This window comes from Streptomyces sp. NBC_00328 (genome assembly GCF_036139655.1).
In the GTDB taxonomy this organism is placed as follows: domain Bacteria; phylum Actinomycetota; class Actinomycetes; order Streptomycetales; family Streptomycetaceae; genus Streptomyces.
Window position 1 is genome coordinate 7895946 of record NZ_CP108013.1, and the last position, 17435, is coordinate 7913380.

At 68.7% G+C, this 17435-nt stretch carries 13 protein-coding genes and 3 pseudogenes; 9 read left to right on the top strand and 7 right to left on the bottom strand.

Annotated features, from left to right (window positions below; translation table 11 throughout):
• Nucleotides 1-249: 249 nt before the first annotated feature.
• From OG485_RS34440 to OG485_RS34460, 5 genes and pseudogenes are all read left to right on the top strand, one after another.
• Complete coding sequence (locus OG485_RS34440) at nt 250-747, top strand: hypothetical protein (RefSeq protein ID WP_328672473.1); 498 nt, start codon at nt 250-252, stop codon at nt 745-747.
• 54 nt (nt 748-801) lie between these two features.
• Nucleotides 802-1706: pseudogene (locus OG485_RS34445) on the top strand (IS5 family transposase).
• A gap of 186 nt (nt 1707-1892) precedes the next feature.
• Nucleotides 1893-2991: pseudogene (locus OG485_RS34450) on the top strand (IS110 family transposase).
• A 258-nt stretch (nt 2992-3249) separates the two neighbouring features.
• Nucleotides 3250-3621 (top strand): hypothetical protein, encoded by a 372-nt coding sequence (locus tag OG485_RS34455; RefSeq protein ID WP_328672475.1) that lies wholly within the window; start codon nt 3250-3252, stop codon nt 3619-3621.
• A 163-nt stretch (nt 3622-3784) separates the two neighbouring features.
• On the top strand, nt 3785-4150 hold the full coding sequence (locus OG485_RS34460) for a hypothetical protein (protein ID WP_328672476.1): 366 nt from the start codon (nt 3785-3787) through the stop codon (nt 4148-4150).
• Here the strand turns inward: OG485_RS34460 and OG485_RS34465 are convergent.
• The 3 genes from OG485_RS34465 to OG485_RS34475 are packed head-to-tail and all read right to left on the bottom strand — an operon-like array spanning nt 4119 to nt 4715.
• Nucleotides 4119-4316, bottom strand: a complete 198-nt coding sequence (locus tag OG485_RS34465) for a hypothetical protein (protein ID WP_328672477.1) — start codon at nt 4314-4316, stop codon at nt 4119-4121. The two genes, OG485_RS34460 and OG485_RS34465, sit on opposite strands and share 32 nt — an antisense overlap.
• A 9-nt stretch (nt 4317-4325) precedes the next feature.
• Nucleotides 4326-4520 (bottom strand): hypothetical protein, encoded by a 195-nt coding sequence (locus OG485_RS34470; protein ID WP_328672478.1) that lies wholly within the window; start codon nt 4518-4520, stop codon nt 4326-4328.
• A gap of 33 nt (nt 4521-4553) precedes the next feature.
• A complete protein-coding gene (locus OG485_RS34475; protein ID WP_328672479.1) occupies nt 4554-4715 on the bottom strand; it encodes a hypothetical protein in 162 nt (53 codons plus the stop codon).
• Nucleotides 4716-4869: 154 nt separating this feature from the next.
• Between OG485_RS34475 and OG485_RS34480 the strand changes: the two are divergent.
• Nucleotides 4870-5010 (top strand): annotated as a pseudogene (locus OG485_RS34480) (rhamnogalacturonan lyase family protein); the annotation flags it as partial.
• A gap of 620 nt (nt 5011-5630) precedes the next feature.
• On the opposite strand, the gene OG485_RS34485 reads toward OG485_RS34480, so the two are convergent.
• The 4 genes from OG485_RS34485 to OG485_RS34500 form a co-directional block, all read right to left on the bottom strand.
• On the bottom strand, nt 5631-5849 hold the full coding sequence (locus OG485_RS34485; protein ID WP_328672481.1) for a hypothetical protein: 219 nt from the start codon (nt 5847-5849) through the stop codon (nt 5631-5633).
• A gap of 386 nt (nt 5850-6235) precedes the next feature.
• Complete coding sequence (locus OG485_RS34490; protein ID WP_328672482.1) at nt 6236-6772, bottom strand: hypothetical protein; 537 nt, start codon at nt 6770-6772, stop codon at nt 6236-6238.
• A 181-nt stretch (nt 6773-6953) separates the two neighbouring features.
• Nucleotides 6954-9614, bottom strand: a complete 2661-nt coding sequence (locus OG485_RS34495) for a cellulose binding domain-containing protein (RefSeq protein ID WP_328672483.1) — start codon at nt 9612-9614, stop codon at nt 6954-6956.
• Between the two features lie 141 nt (nt 9615-9755).
• Complete coding sequence (locus tag OG485_RS34500) at nt 9756-12680, bottom strand: glycoside hydrolase family 48 protein (RefSeq protein ID WP_328672484.1); 2925 nt, start codon at nt 12678-12680, stop codon at nt 9756-9758.
• Nucleotides 12681-12935: 255 nt separating this feature from the next.
• Here OG485_RS34500 and OG485_RS34505 point away from each other — a divergent pair, with 255 nt between their 5' ends.
• From OG485_RS34505 to OG485_RS34515, 3 genes are all read left to right on the top strand, one after another.
• Nucleotides 12936-14420 (top strand): cellulase family glycosylhydrolase, encoded by a 1485-nt coding sequence (locus OG485_RS34505; RefSeq protein ID WP_328672485.1) that lies wholly within the window; start codon nt 12936-12938, stop codon nt 14418-14420.
• Nucleotides 14421-14431: 11 nt separating this feature from the next.
• The gene (locus OG485_RS34510) at nt 14432-16150 is read left to right on the top strand and encodes a glycoside hydrolase family 6 protein (RefSeq protein ID WP_328672486.1); all 1719 of its coding nucleotides are present in this window, start codon (nt 14432-14434) and stop codon (nt 16148-16150) included.
• 249 nt (nt 16151-16399) lie between these two features.
• On the top strand, nt 16400-17365 hold the full coding sequence (locus OG485_RS34515) for a methyltransferase (protein WP_328672487.1): 966 nt from the start codon (nt 16400-16402) through the stop codon (nt 17363-17365).
• The last annotated feature ends 70 nt before the right edge of the window (nt 17366-17435 follow it).

The window sequence follows — 17435 nt, forward strand, 5'->3', positions numbered from 1 at the left end:
GATGTCTTGAAGGAGGGGGTTGAGAACGGCTGGCCTGGTCCATGGTCGAGATGTCGATTACCTGGCGAGGGTCAGTTGTGTAGTCGTGCCACGCTCCGCATGGTGCGGTAAATTCCGTCTCCGCTTAGGACCTGTCCTGGCGATCTTTCTGTTGCCGTCGGCCATCCCTTGGACACCGCAAACCGGGAAGTCGGCTGAGCCTCGTGGAAGCCCCCGATGTCAGCGTCCGCCGCTACCGTTTGGCCGTTCATGATCTCCAGGGAGGGCGGCTCGATGGGCGCCAGTGGGTGGGACTACGTCACCAGGTTCGACGGGGACGTCGAGGCGGCTTTGGCGACTTTGCAGGCCAGTGTGTTTCAGGAGGAGTACGGCGACGGTGCGAGCTACCGCAGCCTCGAGGACCTGTACGAGGATGAGGAGTTCATGGGGACAGAGGGCACCCATACGATCCTCGACATCGACAGGATCGTTGCCACAGATGACCCGCCGGTTCGGTCTCGTGCCTCTGACTACGGCACCCTGCGCCCTCTGGCACTCAGCCGGGTGGTTCACCACTTCGCTACCGACCGCCCCACGGTCGAGCAGTACGAGGAACTCGTCGCCGCTGCCAATGAGGCTGCGAGCCACGAGGAGCACCTGCGGAGCCTGCTCGGCGAGTGCCGGATGCGGTGGACCGGCTATTACGTCGTCCTCTACTCCGATGACAGGCCCACCCACCTGGGCATCTTCGGCTTCTCGGGCGACTAGAGCTCGCCGGGTCGGATCACGTGACAGCATCGTGTTCGGGTCGTTGATGTGGACATGGGGCGGGGCGATCTAAGCGACGCAGAGTGGGAACGGCTGCGCCCGTTCCTGCCGGTCAGCAATAGGCGTTGTGGCCGATGGCGGAATCACCGGCAGGTGATCGACGGCATTCTGTACCGGGTGCGGACCGGGGTGCAGTGGCGTGGTCTGCCGGAACGGTTCGGGCCGTGGAAGACGGTCTATGAACGGCACCGGCTGTGGTCGGCGGACGGAACGTGGGAGCGTCTGCTGCAGCAGGTCCAGGCCGCGGCCGATGCCGCGGGTGAGATCGACTGGGACATCTCGGTGGACTCCACCATCGTCCGTGCGCATCAGCATGCGGCTGGCGCTCGCACTGACCCACCGCCGGTCCCGGCGTCAAAAGGGGCGGTACTCGCAGAACACCAGGACGAAACCGCATGGCAGAGCCTGCACGTCCGCCTGGCGGAGGTGGTGCGGGAAGTGAGGGCCTGGGCCGCTCGCGGGGCGGGTTCACCAGCAAGATCCACCTGAGTGCGGACGGCCGCTGCCGCCCGCTGTCCCTGATCGTCACACCGGGGCAGCGGGCGGACTGCACCCAGTTCAACCAGGTGCTGGAGAAGATCCGGGGCCCCAAGCTCGGACCGGGCAGACCTCGCAAGAAACCCGACAGTCTCGCAGCGGACAAGGCCTACAGCAACAACGGACCCATCCGCGAATACCTGCGGCGCCGGGGCATCCGGCACACCATCCCCGAGAAAACCGACAGCCGGGCCGCCCGCCGGCGCAAAGGCTCACGCGGGGGACGGCCTACCGGCTTCGACGAGGAGCGGTACAAGAAGCGCAACACAATCGAACGAGCGATCAACCGGCTCAAGCAGCATCGGGCCGTGGCCACCAGATACGACTGTGAGGATAACGGTGCCGTCTCGGTGGGGGCTTGACCCGCGATACGACTGACTGTCATGTCCTGAGTCTTGATCTGTCGGCCACTGTCCGAGACGGCACTCGCTGTCGTCGGACCGGCGGGTGTGTCCCGATAGGGGCCTTCGCGACAGGCACCGTCACAGTCCTGACCACCCTGCCGGCCCGGCAACAGCCACCAACTCCGGTTCGATGGCAGGAGACCGATGACCAGTACCAACACGACCCAGCCGATCCGTTTTCAGGACTGCCAGCGTGAGGTCGTCCTGGGTGTCGACACCCACAAGGACAACCCACGTGGCAGCCGTGATCTCGACAACGGGCAAGCTGATCGGCTCCCGGAGCTTTCCTGCCACGGCCGATGGCTACCAGCAACTGCTGGACTGGGCCCGTTCATCAGGTCTGGTCAGCCGCGCCGGCGTCGAGTGCACCGGCTCCTACGGAGCCGCGCTGAGCCGATTTCTGCGCACCAACGAGCTGACCGTCATCGAGGTGAACCAGCCGGACAAGGCAACACGCCGCCGTCGCGGCAAGACCGACACCATCGATGCCGAAGCTGCAGCCCACGCCGTGCTGTCCGGCCGAGCCACTGCGACGGCCAAGCTCGCCGACGGTCCCGTTGAAGCTCTCCGGCTGTTCAAGATGGCCAAGGTTTCCGCGGTCAAAGCTCGTACCCAGGCTGTCAATCAGCTCAGGGCCGTACTCGTGACGGCCAGTCCAGAGCTGCGAGAGCCCCTCGACGGGCTGACCATTCCCAAACTGGTCCGAGCCTGCAAGTCACTGCACAGGTCTACGGCCGGCACGGCCACGGCTGCCGCGGTCTTCACCCTGCGGTTGCTCGCCCGTCGAGTCGAGGAACTCGACGATGAGATCGCCGCTCTCAAGCAGCAGATCACCGACATGATTCGGCAGCACGTCCCGCCGCTGCTTGACTGCTACGGCGTAGGCCCGGATACCGCCGCAGCATTGCTCATCGCCACAGGCGACAATCCCGAACGACTCCACAGCGAGGCTTCGTTCGCCTCGCTCTGCGGGGTGAACCCGGTCGAAGCCTCCTCCGGCAAGACACAGCGCAGAAGGCTCAACCGAGGCGGTGACCGTCAGGCCAACTCGGCTCTCTACACGATCGTCCTTGCTCGACTCCGCTGGGAGACACGCAGCCGCAGCTACGTCGAGCGACGCGTCGCCGAAGGCAAAACCCGACGCGAAGCCATCCGATGCCTGAAACGCTATGTCGCCCGAGAGCTCTACACGACCATCATCCGAGCCCACGCTCGGCCCCGCGACCAGGCCCTCGCAGCTTGACATCCATAGGGGCATCAAGCGCGGCTACGTCTTCCTCGGCACCGCCACCGCAGCAGCCCTCGTCATCTGGCTCAGAACATGATCGACCGGACAGGTCCTAGTCGATCCCCGACTCACCAGACCTGCGAGACTGGCCCCGCCTCTTGTTGCCGTCCCCGTTGGCGAGGGGCGTCTCGTTGCCCGGGGTACTGCCCGCGGTTCGGCACCCGCGACATACGCATCTATGATCCAGCCCTCGACTGTTCCGAGGGGGACACCATGGCAGAAGCAGAACCCGAGATACTCGCATCGCCAACGCCCGCGTCGCGGAAGATCAGGGAACGGACTGGGGTGCTCGTCGCTGTCGCCGCGGTCCTTGTCACAGGCTCGCTTGCGTGCGGATTCGTTGTAGGGAGGGCTACGGCGCCGACTTCCGACACGGAAGCCGCGACATGCTCGTCCGCCGAACTCGCCGTGGATCGACTGGTGGCGGAGGGTGATGCTGTGGAGCCCACGGCCGATACGCAGGAGGAGAAGGACAAGCGGCTGAACACGATGGCGAACGTGATACTGCAGAACCCGGACTGCTTCGACGCAGACGTTCGGGCCCAGGCACAGACGGCAAAGGATCAGCTCGCGGCACGGAATTGATGCTGTCGCGCGCGGGCGGCCCGGATGGTGTCCGTCTGCTAGCCCGACCCCGTTGTCGGCGGCGACTCCTAAACTTGGACTCATCCATCAGCGCATGCTGGCTGCGTGAGCTGAGGCCGCCCCGGCGTGATGCACCGGGGCGGACTGCTGCCAGGAGGGTGCCGTGGTGAATTTCAGGACGCTCGAAGAGCTCGCGGCCTGGCACATGCAGCAGGCCAATCCGCTCACGCACCCTCAACGTCGCGCGGCTGAACTCGGGGAGCACCAGGAGTCCGCGTACTTCCTGCGCAGAATGATCGGCAACCGGGCCATCGCAGACCCCAGTCGACTCACTCTTGCCGGGGCACTGGAGGCCGACGAGCCGGGCTTGTGGTGCGAGCGGCACGGTTACCGCTGCATCTCCAGCTGGGGAAGCTTCAGCGTCATGGCGCAACGCGGCAGCGAACCGCCAGTCGCCGCGACCCGTGGGGACACCCTGGTGTGGGACGAGGAGCAGATCACTGTGCGGTATGCCGCACGGCCCTTTTGAGCCCCATCCCGACGTCGTACCGCGGGACCCCGGCCTGTTCGGCGAACGCGACGACCGCCTCCTGCACGGCCCGCGCCGCCTCCACGGTCAGTGTGCCGGCCTGGATTCCCTCCCAGGCGGAACGTTCCAGCTCGATCAGGCTCGGGGAGAATTCGACGGTTGCCACCGCAGGATCCTAAGCCGCCTTCACGATGTCCTCGCGCAGCTGCTCCGCCGCGACCGCTACCGTCCACTCGGCGACGAGGACCTCGTACCGGTCCCGCGAGGGCCCGTACAGCCAGCCGCCGGCCCGCACAACCAAGGCGCGGATCTCCTCATTCACCACGGCAGCAGGCCGCGCGGAACCCGAAGGCGAGGGAGAGAAGGGCATGGATCAAAGCCTAGCCCTCCGGTCTGACAGCGGTCAGCCCTCGGCCGCCCGCCGGCTCACGAACGATCCGGGGCCGGGCTCCGTGTAGATGAGCACTTCATCCCGCAGCCTGCGGTGGACCTTCTGCGCGGTCGCCTGAGCGATCCCGAACTCGGCGAGCCGGGACGCGTCGGGGGAATCGCCGGGATAGGGCATCCTGCCTGCTTACTGGCGCCCGGAGGAGTCTCTCCCTGGGGAGGAATTGGGGAGCGATACGTTGCCGGGGAGCGTCTGGGGAGGGTCAGGTTGGGAAGTCGCGGGAACTGACGGGAAATCGCGGGCACTGTAATTGTGCTGCTCAGGAGCCCTGATCACCACCCTGCTCCACGACACCCAGTACCGCACAGCCCTGGCCTGGCAGAACACCGCGTACAACCAGCCCCCGCACCCGAGCTTCTTCCTCGGCAACGGCATGGCGACGGCCCCGCGACCGTCGGTGTACACGCCGTGAGCCGCTGAGTCCCTGTGGCCGAACACAGGTCGCGGCGGCTCTTCGAACCCGTCGGAGAGCCGCCGCGACCTGTATCCGCCGGGGGTCCGTGCCTGCCGGGTCCACGGCGGCCGGTGCGGGCCCGTCCTCGGCGGCGGCGCCTTGTAGGCTCGTATGTGCCGGAGCCCGGCCCGACTGTGACGCGGGCCGGTCTCCGGTATCGCGCGCCGCACCCCCGTACGCTGGCGCACTCGGCCCGGTGTCCGGCTTCGCGACCAGGCTTGAGCCCTGCTTTCGACCCGCCCTGAGCCCTGCCTTCGGTCCGCCCTGAGCCGGGCCGCGTGTCCGGTCGCCTCCGATGGCCCTCTTGCTCGCGGCGGGTCGGCAGCAACTTCCGGCCATGGTCTATCCGGGTGGCCGATTGTGGTGCATCGTTGGGCGTGCGGGTTCCACAGCTCCCGGGCGTCGGCCTCCGCACGGGTCCTGCCTGAACCGCGGTTCCGACCGGCCCGCCGCTCCTCCCGGCTCCCCACGGGAGGTTTCGCGGCTGCCCTCGACCCGCCCGGGCCGTCCGTCGCGCCGTCTCGCGCACGGCGGAGCCGGCCCGGCGGCCGTCAGGGCGGGGCCCTGGTGCCGGGTGTCTACTGATCGGTGAGGCGGTACGTGGCGCTGTCCGGGTCGGTCTTCACGAGGAGGCCGGCCGTCGCGAGGTCGCGGAGTGCCTGCCGGACCCGCTTCTCCTGCTGGATCCGGTCCCCGTCGCCGACCCCGGCGTCCCGGAGCGCGGTGACCGCCCGCTGGGTGTCCCAGGTGCCGCCGAGTGTGCGAACGGACTGCGCGAGAACCTGCTGATGCGTCATGGGGCTCCGTGTCCTCTACTGCTCGGAGTGGTACTTGCGCTCGTGGTTGGCGATGCCGGCGGGCGCGCCCCGGTATCCCGGCTTCGTGGAGCACTCACCGCACTCCTCCCACTCGGCCTTCTCGAATGCCAAACCTGCCGGTCGAGGCAGCGGTCAACACCCCGTCGGCTAACGCCGGTTGGCCGAAGGTTCCTGGCGGGCCCCGTCGCTCGGGCGGCCCGGCGGGCGTGCCGGGCCGTTGTCGGTGCCGCCGGTTACGCTGGTCGCACAGGCATCCGTTCCGAGCAAGTCGGGGATGCTGCTGAGGCCCCGCCCGGAGTGATGCCCGGTGCGGGGCCGGCTGCTGTCCGGGCTCCGGTGCTTCGCGGGGTCCGGCCGAGCGGCTGTCAGCTGTAGGTCCAGCGCCATCCGCCGGAGCGGTACGCGCAGGTGATCCTGGTGCCGCCCGCGGTGGTCGTGCTGGCGCCGTGGTCGCTGTTGCGGCAGTACTGGCCCGCCGAATAGCAGTTGCCGGCGTTGGAGGTGATCGAGCAGGTGCTGACGCTGGTTCCGCCGCCGCTGCTTCCGCTGCCGCCGGAGCCGCTGCCCGAGGCGGCGCGCGCGGTGACGGTGACCTTCACCTTGACCGTCTTCGTCGCGGTCACGGTCGGAGCAGGTTCCGGCTCCGCGGTCACCGTCGCCGTTGCCGTCACCGTCGCGGTGACAGTGACGGTGGGCCGCGCCTTGGCGGCCGCGACCTTCGTGGTGCCGCTCTTGTCCTCGCCGCTGTCGTTGCCGCAGGCGCCGACGCCGAGGAGGAGCGCGACGGCGATCACCGGCAGCAGGTGGCGCCTTCGTGCCTTACGGGCCCTCGTCGGCTCCGGCGCGGATCCGGGTGCTACGGGCGGCCGCTCGTACTCGTGCGGCGGCTTGTTGTGCGACATGGTCCCCCCAGGAACGGTTCGTGATGGGGTGACGATATCGGGGGATGTGAAGAACGTGTGATGTATACGTGAAGGAGGTGACGTAGTTGTGATCATCGCGGGAGTCCGGGCAGCTCGGGGGCACCCGTCCGACCGGGTGGGGCCGGCGGACAGGCACCCCCGACGGAGGCAGGCCAAGGGCTCAACTCACCGCGCAGGCCTGATCCCCCAGCCTGAACGCCGCCGGTTTCGTGTTCGCCCCCGTCCAGCTCCCCGTGAAGCCGAAGGCGACCGTCGAACCCGGTGCCACGTTCGCGTTCCAGCCGACGTTCTTGGCCGTCACCGCCCCGCCCGACTGGGTGTAGTCGGCGTTCCACAGCTGCGTGATCTTCTGGCCGTCGGAGAAGGACCAGCCCAGGTTCCAGCCGCTCCAGGCGGTGGAGCCGGTGTTGGTGAGGGACACGTCGGCCTGGAAGCCGCCCTGCCACTGGTTGGTGATCCTGTACGTCACCGTGCAGGCCCCCGTCGACGGGGGTGTCGGATCCGTACCGCCGCCCCCGTCACCACCCCCGGCGTCCGAGGTGTCGCCGTAGACGATCCCGCGCCCGTTCGTCGCGACGTACACGCGTCCGTAGACGCGCGGGTCCCCGGTGATGGCCGCGCCGGTCCAACCCCACTGGTGGGCGTCGTCGTTGATGCGCGTCCAGCTCGCGCCCTTGTCCGTGGAGCGGAAGATCCCGCGTACGCCCCCGATCTTCGCGCTGGTGTAGAGCGTCTGGTACGAGGCCCCGGTCGCCGCCTTGCCGAAGCCGATCGTGTCGGCCTGGTCGACGCCTGACAGTTTGGTGAAGGTCGCGCCGCCGTCCGTCGAGTGCCACAGCCCGTACGCCCCGTCGCTCGCGCCGCCCGCCAGCCACACATCGCCCTTGGCGCCGGGCAGCGCCTTGAAGCGCACACTGTCCCCGCTGGGCAGATTGGCGGCCGAGGACGCCGTGAAGGTCGCGCCGCCGTCCGAACTGACGTAGAACTTGCCGGACTTGAAGCCGTAGAAGGTCTTCGGGTCGACCCGGTCCGACTCGACGACCGCGCCCGCGGGGATACCGCTCGACGCGGACCACGACGTACCGAACCCGGTGGTGTACTGCACCCCGGTGCCCGCCGGGCTCCACACGAAGCGGCTGCCGTCCGAGGCCGCGGCGACCGTTCCGCCGCCGGTGACGCCCGAAGGGTCGCTGCCCGCGAACCAGTTGGCGCCGTTGTCCGTCGAGAACCCGATGTGCGGCCCGGAGTCGAGGTTGCCGACGCGGACCACCGTGTTCGGGTTCGTCTCGGCGTAGTCGAGGCCGGTCGTGCTGGTGAGGTTCGGCGAGGTGTACATCATCGAGGGGACCTTGGTGAGATCCGTGTGCCGGAAACCGCCGATGTCACCGAGCGCGCTGAGCAGCGGAGCGCCCGACGGGGGAGAGGCGAGGTCGTTGACGGCCGTCTCCTCCAGCCCCTGGACCATGGGCTTGACGGTGAACTGGCTTCCGGTGTCCCAGTTGGTGAGGTTCTCGGTGCCGTAGATCGTGGCGCCGGTCCCGTACATCATCCGGGCGGAGTCGAACGGGTCGATCTCCAGCCCCTCGGTCATCCAGCCGAGTTTGGGCGTCTGTTCGGGCGGCGAGGGGTTCGCGCCGAAGGTGAGCCAGGGCACGGACGAGACGTCCATCGTGTAGCGGTTCGAGCGGTTCGGGTACGACGTGTAGTCCCACGCCTTGGTCCAGGTGCCGCCGCTGTCCGTGGACCGGAAGATCTGGGTGTCGGGCCACCACGAGCTGTACGCCGTCGCCATCACGGTGCCCGGGTGCTGCCGGTCGACGCTCAGCCCGCCGAAGCCGTAATAGGTGTCGGCCTCCGCCACCGGGCTGATGTCCGTCCACGTTCCGGTCTTGGTCGCGTACCGCCACAGCTGGCCCTTGCCGCCGTCGTACGGGCCGCCCTTGTCGCTGTAGGCGAGATAGAGATAGCCGTTCGCCGCGTCGAGGACACCCTTGTGGGCGAGGTAGCCGGTCGGCTGGCCGGCGAGCCTGGACCAGGTCGCACCGCCGTCCGTCGAGCGGTAGACCGCGTTGTCCTTGTCGGCGACCCCCACGTAGATCGTCTGCGTGGCGCTGCCCGCGGTGCCGGTCGACTCGTCGAAGGTGACCCAGACGACGCCCTGGTTGTCGGAGGCGTAGCCGCTGGTGTCCGTCGCGTCCTGGACGTAGTTGCCGGGGTTGGGGAAGCTGGTGACCTGCGACCAGGTCACCCCGGAGTCCGTGGACCGCCACAGCCCCTTGCCGCTGGGCGCGCCGAGATACAGCACGCTGTTCCTGCGGGGGTCGACGGCCAGCCGCTCGCCCATGCCACGGCCGGGCATGTTGCCGCCCAGCTTGAAGGGCAGGTCGGTCTTCTGCCAGCTCGCGCCCCGGTCCGCGGAACGCAGTACGGCCCCGTTGGTCGGATCCCAGCTGTTGGTGTACGTGCCGACCGCCGCGTACACCTTGTCCGGGGCGACGGAGTCGGAGGCGAGGCTGACGACTCCCGAGTGGCCCCACTCGTTCCAGCCGACCGAGTCGAGCAGCGGCGTCCAGCTCTTCGTCGCCTGCACCCACCGGTAGGCGCCGCCGATGTCCGTACGGGCGTAGGCGAGGTTCTTCTCGGAGCGGTTGAAGACGATGCCGGGGACGAAGCCGCCGCCGTCGATACGGGCGTTCTTCCAGGTGTACGTGTCGGCCGCGACCGTAGTCGTGGGGGTGCTCGCGGCCAGTGCGGGCGGGGTGCCGGCCAAGAGCCCGGCGGCGAGGGCGAGTACGGCCGTGAGGATGCGTGTTCTTCGCACGGGGGGAGTCCTCTCCGGTGCGCAGGAGGAGTCGGGAAGGGGCAGATGGATGGCCGGGCGGCCCTCAGTGCGGTGAGGGACCGCCCGGCCGGTGGCCCTGCCGTCAGGGACAGGACCGCGTACCCGGAGCCACAGCGGGGACTATTCGAGAAGCTCCGCGTACGAACCCATGGCGAGGGCGATGTCCGCCTGCGCCCAGAACCGGTGGTACGTGAAGGAGGGCGCGGCGCCGCCCGCCAGATAGCTCTGGATCTTCGACCAGGCCGGGTCGTTCTTGTAGAAGGACCGCAGCGAGGCGAAGGTCGAGGAGGAGTTGACCGCGTCGCCGTTCGGCATCGTGCCGGTGAAGGTGCTCGGCACGTACACGCTGTCGTCGAAACGGTTGTAGTCGGCGCGGGTCTCCGGGACGGCGATGCCCAGGCCGTCCTGGTAGTTGTTCCACATGCCGTCCAGGAGCGCCTTGGCCGTCGTCTTCGCCTGGGTGCTGCCGGACTTGGCGGCGTAGTACGACAGGGTCTTGGCGTACGCGGCGGCCACCCCCACGTCGTTCGTGTAGTCGGCGACGGTGACGTGAAGTCCAGTGTTGGCGCCGGGACTTGAGGCGTTCCAGGTGTCCGGTGCGCCGGACCACTGGAGGGTGGAGGGGATCTGGTAGGTGCCGTCCGGGTTGATCGTGGTCTTGGACAGCGCCCAGGTGACCCACTTGTCGAGGACCGCCTTGGCGCTCGCGTTCCCCGTCTGCTGGTAGTACTCGGCGACCCGCTCCATGGACCACGCCTGGAAGCCGAACCACTGGTTGGACGGCGGGTCGTGGTACACCGGCTGCTGGTCGTAGTACATGCCGTAGAAGGTCGGCGTCCCGGTGGGAGGCGTCGCGTAACGGCCCGCCCAGCTGTTGGTCGCGCCGCCCGCGATGGCGCCCTCGCTCGACTGGAGCCAGCGGTAGAACTCCAGTTGCCGGGTCAGCGAGGTGGCCCAGTCCGAGGCGCCGGTCGCCGACTTGGGCTTCAGGTCGGCGTTGCTGCTGAGCGCGTAGGCGGCCAGCGGGTTCTGGTAGCCGCCGTGGGTGTGGCTGGAGCCGATGCGCCAGGCCCAGCCCGCCGAGGTGTCGTTCGCGCCGCCCCAGGCGTAGTACCAGGAGAGCAGGTAGTGCGAGGCGTCCTTTCCGGTACCCGCGGCGCAGGCCGTCGGGCCGACGCAGTTGCCTATTTTCTTGAAGTACTTGTCGTACATGGCGTAGCGCAGATAGTCGCCCATCTTCGCGGCCTTGCCGACGGTCGCCGACACATCGGCGCTCCTGCCCTGGGCCTTGGCCCACACGTCGGCCCAGTACGCGGCCTGCACCGCACGCGCGTCGGCGTCCGGAGCGTCCGTGTACTTCCACTGCTTCGCGTACGAGGAGTCCCCGGTGAAGAGGTCCAGGTAGCCGTTCGTTCCGCCGTACTTGAAGGCGTCACAGGTCGGCTGCGGCACCGTCTCCCACACCGACTCCTGCGCGCCGCGCTGGAAGGTGTTGATGTACGACGGACCCGTGGCGGTCGGACCGGCCTCGCACTTGCCGGGCTCGTTGCCGTAGCCGTAGGTGTTGTCCACGTCCTGGAGCCAGTGCATGCCGTACACGTCGTCCGTGCCGTACGCGCTCTTCAGCTCGGAGGCGATCGGGTCCGGACCGACCGAGACGCCGGTGTCGAGCTTGGCCGGGTACTCGTTCGGAGTGTCCAGCTCGGGCGCGTAGGTGGCCGGCTTGGAGGCGTTGTAGAAGGAGTTCGTCGGCTGGTCGGCGTGCGTGGGGATCATGTACGTCTCCATGGTCGTCCACGCGGCGTTGAACTTCGACCAGTCGCCGGTGACCTTCCCGTACATCGCCTGGAGCCAGATCAGATAGCTGTACGCCTCCGACGTCGTCTCGTGTCCCTGGTCCGGGGCCTCGACGATCAGCGTCTCCACCGAGTGGTACGGGATGCCCTCGGGGGAGAAGTAGCCGTTCGCCGGGTTGGTGATCTTGCCGTAGAGGTCCAGGAAGCGCGCGTCGTACGCCTTCGACGCGGCCAGTTCCGTCACGGTGACCGTGGCCTTGGCCTGACCGGTCGCCGAGGCCGTGAAGGTCGCGGACCCGGTGCCCGAGGCGTCGGCGGTGATCGTCACCGTCTGGGCGGTGTTCCAGTTGGACGGAGTGAACGTCAGGCTCGAACCGCCGGTGACGGACAGCCCGGTGTTCCCGTCCGTGCGGGCCACCGCCACCGTCACGTTGGCGCTCGGCTGGGTCGAGAGCTTGACCGCGAACGTTCCCGACTTGCCCTGCTGGACGCCGAGTTGCGTCGGCGAGGCGACGATCGCCGGTCCCGAGGCGACCGTGATGCCGGCCGGTACGGACTCCGCCGAGGCGCCGAGGCTGTCGTACGCCTTCGCGAGGACGGAGTGACTGCCGACGGCCAGTCCGGACGCCGACAGTGTGTACGGCGAGCTGGTGTCGGTGCCGAGCAGGGTCGTGTCGTCGTAGAACTCGACCTTGGAGATGGTCGCTCCGTCGGCCGCCGCCGCGGTCGCGGCCATCGGGACGGCGTCGCCCTGGGTGTAGACGGCGCCCGCCGCGGGGCTGGTCAGCACGGTGATCGGCGGCTGGTGCGCGCCGGTGCAGGTGGTGCCGTTGACGGCGTAGGACGCGGGGGCGGTGTTGGTGCCGCCGTAGGTGAACTGCGCTCCGGTGGTCACGGCGGTCCCGGCGCCGATCGTCCCGTTCCAGGAGGCGTTCTTCACGGTGACCGACTTGCCGGACTGGGACCAGGTGCCGTTCCAGCCGTTGGTGAGCGTCTGGTTGCCCGTGTAGGCGTAGGTCAGGGTCCAGCCGTTGATGGCGTCGGTGCCCCGGTTGGTGATCGTCAGATCAGCGGTGAAGCCGGAGCCCCAGTCGTTGGTCTTGTAGTCGACGCTGCACTGAACCGTGGCCGCGTGTGCGGGAGTCGTACCGGTCGCCAGCGTCGTGAGCGGGAGGGCGAGTGCCGCCACTACGGCGGTCCAAAGCCGTCGTGACCTGCGACGACGTCTCCATCGAGGGCTCGGATCCATGGTGCTGGTTCCTCCTTGCGGCTCGGAGAATGGGGGGAGGAGCAACAAGCCTTGAACCAGTGGGAGCGCTCCCATATTGGAGATGGGGGTGTGAGGGGTCAAGGTGCTTGAAGAGTCGAAATGATTCGATTGATCAACAGTGCGACTCCTCTGTCCAACTCCGGCACTTGGCGCTAGCTTCTTCCGCACCAGTGGGAGCGGTTCCACCAGTCGACGCGTCGATCACGGCGCGCCAGAGCTGCAAGGAGTCGCTTCATGCGTCACCCCCCGCGTTTGTCTCTCTTAGTGATCGGCGCCGCCTTCGCCCTCGTGGGCACGGCTGTCGCTCCGGTCGTCACGGCCTCGGGAGCAACTCCCGCGTGCACGGTGGAGTACTCGGTCACCGGCCAGTGGGACACCGGCTTCCAGGGCGCCGTGAAAATCACCAACAACATGGCCGCGCTGAGCAGTTGGAGCCTCGGCTTCGACTTCCCCGCCGGTCAGAAGGTCACCCAGGGCTGGAACGCCAAGTGGTCCCAGTCCGCCGCGACGGTGACCGCGTCCAACGAGAGCTGGAACGGCTCGCTGGCCACCGGCGCGAGCGTCAGCGCCGGGTTCCTCGCCTCCTGGTCGGGAAACAACGCGGTGCCGACGGCCTTCAAGCTCAACGGCACCACCTGCAACGTGGACGCCCAGCCGACCCCCACGCCCACACCGACCCCGACCGACCCGCCGCCGGCCGGCGGTGAGGCGCCGAAGCTGCACGTCTCGGGCAACAAACTGGTCGACTCCGCGGGAGCCACCCGCAGGATGCTCGGCGTCAACCGCTCCGGCGGCGAGTTCATGTGCGTGCAGGGCTACGGCTTCTTCGACGGTCCCGTCGACGACGCCTCGGTCAAGGCGATCGCCGACTGGAAGGTCAACACGGTCCGCATCCCGCTGAACGAGGAGTGCTGGCTGGGGCTTTCCAACATCAAGCCGGAGTACGCCGGCGCCAACTACATCGCCGCGGTCAAGGACCTGGTGGCCAAGGTCGAGGCGCACGGCATGACCCCGCTCGTCGAACTGCACTGGACCTACGGCCAGTACACCGGCAACTCGGCGGGCTGCTCCGACGTGCACGCCACCTGCCAGAAGCCGATGCCCGACGCGCAGTACACCCCGTCCTTCTGGTCCTCGGTCGCGAGCACCTTCAAGGACGACCCGGCTGTCGCGTTCGACCTGTTCAACGAGCCCTACCCGGACCGTGCGACCTCCACGACCGCTCAGGCGTGGACCTGCTGGCGCGACGGCGGAACCTGCCCCGGCATCTCCTACGAGGTCGCCGGAATGCAGGACCTGGTCGACGCCGTTCGCGGCACCGGAGCCAAGAACCTGATCCTGGCCGGCGGTCTCGCGTACTCCAACGACCTGAGCCAGTGGCTGACGTACAGGCCCAGCGATCCGGCAGGCAATCTCGTCGCCGCGTACCACGTCTACAACTTCAACACCTGCGCGAGTGAGACCTGCTGGAACTCGACCCTCGCCCCGGTCGCCGCCCAAGTACCCCTGGTGGCGGGCGAGATCGGGGAGAACACCTGCTCCCACTCGTTCGTCGACACCGTCATGAAGTGGTTCGACGACCGGGGGCTCTCCTACCTCGGCTGGACCTGGAACACCTGGGACTGTTCCTCGGGTCCGTCGCTGATCTCGAACTACGACGGAACTCCGACCTCCTACGGCATCGGGCTGCGCGACCACCTGCGCGCCCTCAACGGATAAGGAACCCGCACATGAGCCGTGCACGAACAGCCATTCTCGGGGCGCTCGCCCTGATCGCCGCGGGGGCAGGCGGAGCCGCCGCGGCCGTCCCCGCCGACGTCGGCGCCAACGCCGTCGCCGCCGTCCCCTGCACCGTCGACTACAAGGTGCAGAACCAGTGGGACACCGGCTTCACCGCCGCCGTCACCGTCACCAACAACGGCGCCGCCAAGTCCTCCTGGGCCGTCAAGTGGTCGTACGCCGGGAACCAGAAGGTCACTTCCGGCTGGAACGCGAAGATCACCCAGAGCGGGACGGCCGTCACCGCGGCCAATGAGACGTACAACGGGACACTGGCGACCGGGAGTTCGGTGAGCTTCGGCTTCAACGGCTCCTACAGCGGCACCAACGCCCTGCCCACCGCCTTCACGCTCGACGGCGTCACCTGCAACGTCGATGACGGAGGCGGCGGAGGCGGCGGGGGAGGCGGCGGCACCGGAACCCGCGTCGACAACCCGTACTCCGGTGCCAAGGTGTACGTGAACCCGGAATGGTCGGCGAAGGCCGCCGCCGAGACCGGCGGCAGCCGGATCTCCAACCAGCCCACCGGCGTCTGGCTCGACCGCATCGCCGCGATCAACGGCTCGTCCACCAGCATGGGCCTGCGCGCCCACCTCGACGCGGCACTCGCCCAGAAGGGCACCGGTGAAGAGGTCGTCCAGCTCGTCGTCTACGACCTTCCCGGACGTGACTGCGCCGCCCTCGCCTCCAACGGCGAAATCGGCGCCACGGAGATCGACAAGTACAAGACACAGTTCATCGACCCGATCGCGGCGATCCTCGCAGACAGCAAGTACGCCTCGCTGCGCATCGTCACGACCATCGAGATCGACTCGCTGCCGAACCTCGTCACCAACACCGGCAGCCGCGCCACCGCCACGCCCGCGTGCGACACGATGCTCGCCAACGGCAACTACGTGAAGGGCGTCGGTTACGCGCTCGCCAAGCTCGGCGCGATCCCGAACGTCTACAACTACCTCGACGCCGGCCACCACGGATGGCTCGGCTGGGACGACAACTTCGCCCCCGCCGCCACCGTCTTCAAGCAGGCGGCGACGGCCGAGGGCGCGACGGTCGACGACGTGGCGGGCTTCATCACCAACACGGCGAACTACAGCGCCCTCAAGGAGAACAACTTCACCATCAACGACACGGTGAACGGCACCTCGGTGCGCCAGTCCAAGTGGGTGGACTGGAACCGCTATGTCGACGAGCTGTCCTTCGCGCAGGCCTTCCGCACCCAGCTCGTCTCGGTCGGCTTCAACTCCGGCATCGGCATGCTGATCGACACCTCCAGGAACGGCTGGGGCGGAACCGGGCGCCCCAGCGGCCCCGGCGCGACGACCAGCGTCGACACGTACGTCGACGGAGGGCGTTACGACCGTCGTATCCACATCGGCAACTGGTGCAACCAGTCGGGCGCGGGCCTCGGTGAGCGGCCGAAGGCGGCACCGGCGACCGGCATCGACGCCTACGTGTGGATGAAGCCTCCGGGCGAGTCCGACGGCTCCAGCTCGGCGATCGCGAACGACGAGGGCAAGGGCTTCGACCGGATGTGCGACCCGACGTACACCGGCAACGCCCGCAACGGGAACAGCCTCTCCGGCGCGCTGCCGAACGCCCCGCTCTCCGGGCACTGGTTCTCCGCGCAGTTCCAGGAGCTCATGAAGAACGCGTACCCGGCACTGTGAGCGGCTGAGCGCGTGCGGTCCGCCAGGGGCCGGTTCCCCTTCCCCAGCCCCTGGCGGACCGCGAACCCCGGCGCCGAGCGGTCCCCGTCGGCCCGCTCCGGCTCATGGGGCACCGCCGGGAGCGGCGGCGGCCGCGCCCCGGTCCGACGTCGGCGCGCCCCCCTTTTTTTTGCCGTTAGAGCAACACGACTGGCCGTTTCCGGGAGTGGTGGAGCAGGCTGTCCTCATCCCGAGAGAGAGGCTTGTCCCATGGCGCAGGACCACGACCACGACAGCGGGCACGGCCCCGCGCACCACCAGAGCGGGGCGCACGATCACGGCCCGTCCCACGGCTCCGGGCAGAGCCACGGGCACGGCGGCTCCCACGACCACACCCACATGGACTTCTCCCAGATGCTGCCCATGCTGGTGCAGGAGGCGGAGCTGTTCAGCCCGGCGTACCTCCAGGCGGCCGAGTGGCTGCGTGGGCAGCGGCCCGATCCCCGGCTGATCGTGGACGCGGGCAGCGGCCCCGGGGTCATCTCCGGCCTGCTCGCCGAGAAGTTCCCCGGTGCGCGGGTCGTCGCCGTGGACGGCGCCGAGACCCTGCTGGCGGAGGCCCGCGCCCGTGCCGGGCGGCTCGGCTTCGCCGACCGGTTCAGCACGATCGAGGCCGAACTCTCCGAGGGCGTCGGTGACCTGGAGTACCCCGCGGACCTGTTGTGGGCCAGCAGGTCGCTGCACCATGTCGGCGACCAGCGGGCCGCCCTCACCGGCTTCGTCCGGAGCCTGGCCCCCGGCGGCACCCTCGCCCTGCTGGAGGGCGGTCTGCCGACGCGTTTCCTCCCGCGCGACACCGGCATCGGCCGGCCCGGCCTGGAGGCCCGCATCGACGCGGTGCACGACGAGTGGTTCACCCGTATGCGGGCCGAGCTGCCCGGATCGGTGGCGGAGACGGAGGACTGGCCCGCCCTGCTCAACGCCGTCGGGCTGCGCCACACGGCGACCCGCACCTTCCTGCTCGATCTGCCCGCCCCGGTCTCGGACGAGGCCCGCGCCTTCGTCGTCACCGCTCTCACCCGCAGGCGGGAGGGTCTCGCCGAGGGGCTCGACGCCGAGGACCTCGCGGCGCTCGACCGGCTCCTCGACCCGGACGACAAGGCGGGCGTGCACCACCGCTCGGACGTGTTCATCCTGACGGCGATGACGGTGTACGTGGGGGTCAAGCCGGAGTAGTCCACGGCGGTGTCCGTCGGGGCGGGCCGGCGCGGTCCCGGTGACCGTCGTCCGCCGTGAGGGCGGCGGC

Bases quoted from the DNA above. Each gene is read 5' to 3' on its own strand.
- OG485_RS34490 (WP_328672482.1), bottom strand. From the start codon at position 6,772: ATGTCGCACAACAAGCCGCCGCACGAGTACGAGCGGCCGCCCGTAGCA.
- OG485_RS34475 (WP_328672479.1), bottom strand. From the start codon at position 4,715: ATGCCCTATCCCGGCGATTCCCCCGACGCGTCCCGGCTCGCCGAGTTC.
- OG485_RS34470 (WP_328672478.1), bottom strand. From the start codon at position 4,520: ATGCCCTTCTCTCCCTCGCCTTCGGGTTCCGCGCGGCCTGCTGCCGTG.
- OG485_RS34510 (WP_328672486.1), top strand. From the start codon at position 14,432: ATGAGCCGTGCACGAACAGCCATTCTCGGGGCGCTCGCCCTGATCGCC.
- OG485_RS34500 (WP_328672484.1), bottom strand. From the start codon at position 12,680: ATGGATCCGAGCCCTCGATGGAGACGTCGTCGCAGGTCACGACGGCTT.
- OG485_RS34515 (WP_328672487.1), top strand. From the start codon at position 16,400: ATGGCGCAGGACCACGACCACGACAGCGGGCACGGCCCCGCGCACCAC.
- OG485_RS34505 (WP_328672485.1), top strand. From the start codon at position 12,936: ATGCGTCACCCCCCGCGTTTGTCTCTCTTAGTGATCGGCGCCGCCTTC.
- OG485_RS34440 (WP_328672473.1), top strand. From the start codon at position 250: ATGATCTCCAGGGAGGGCGGCTCGATGGGCGCCAGTGGGTGGGACTAC.
- OG485_RS34455 (WP_328672475.1), top strand. From the start codon at position 3,250: ATGGCAGAAGCAGAACCCGAGATACTCGCATCGCCAACGCCCGCGTCG.
- OG485_RS34485 (WP_328672481.1), bottom strand. From the start codon at position 5,849: ATGACGCATCAGCAGGTTCTCGCGCAGTCCGTTCGCACACTCGGCGGC.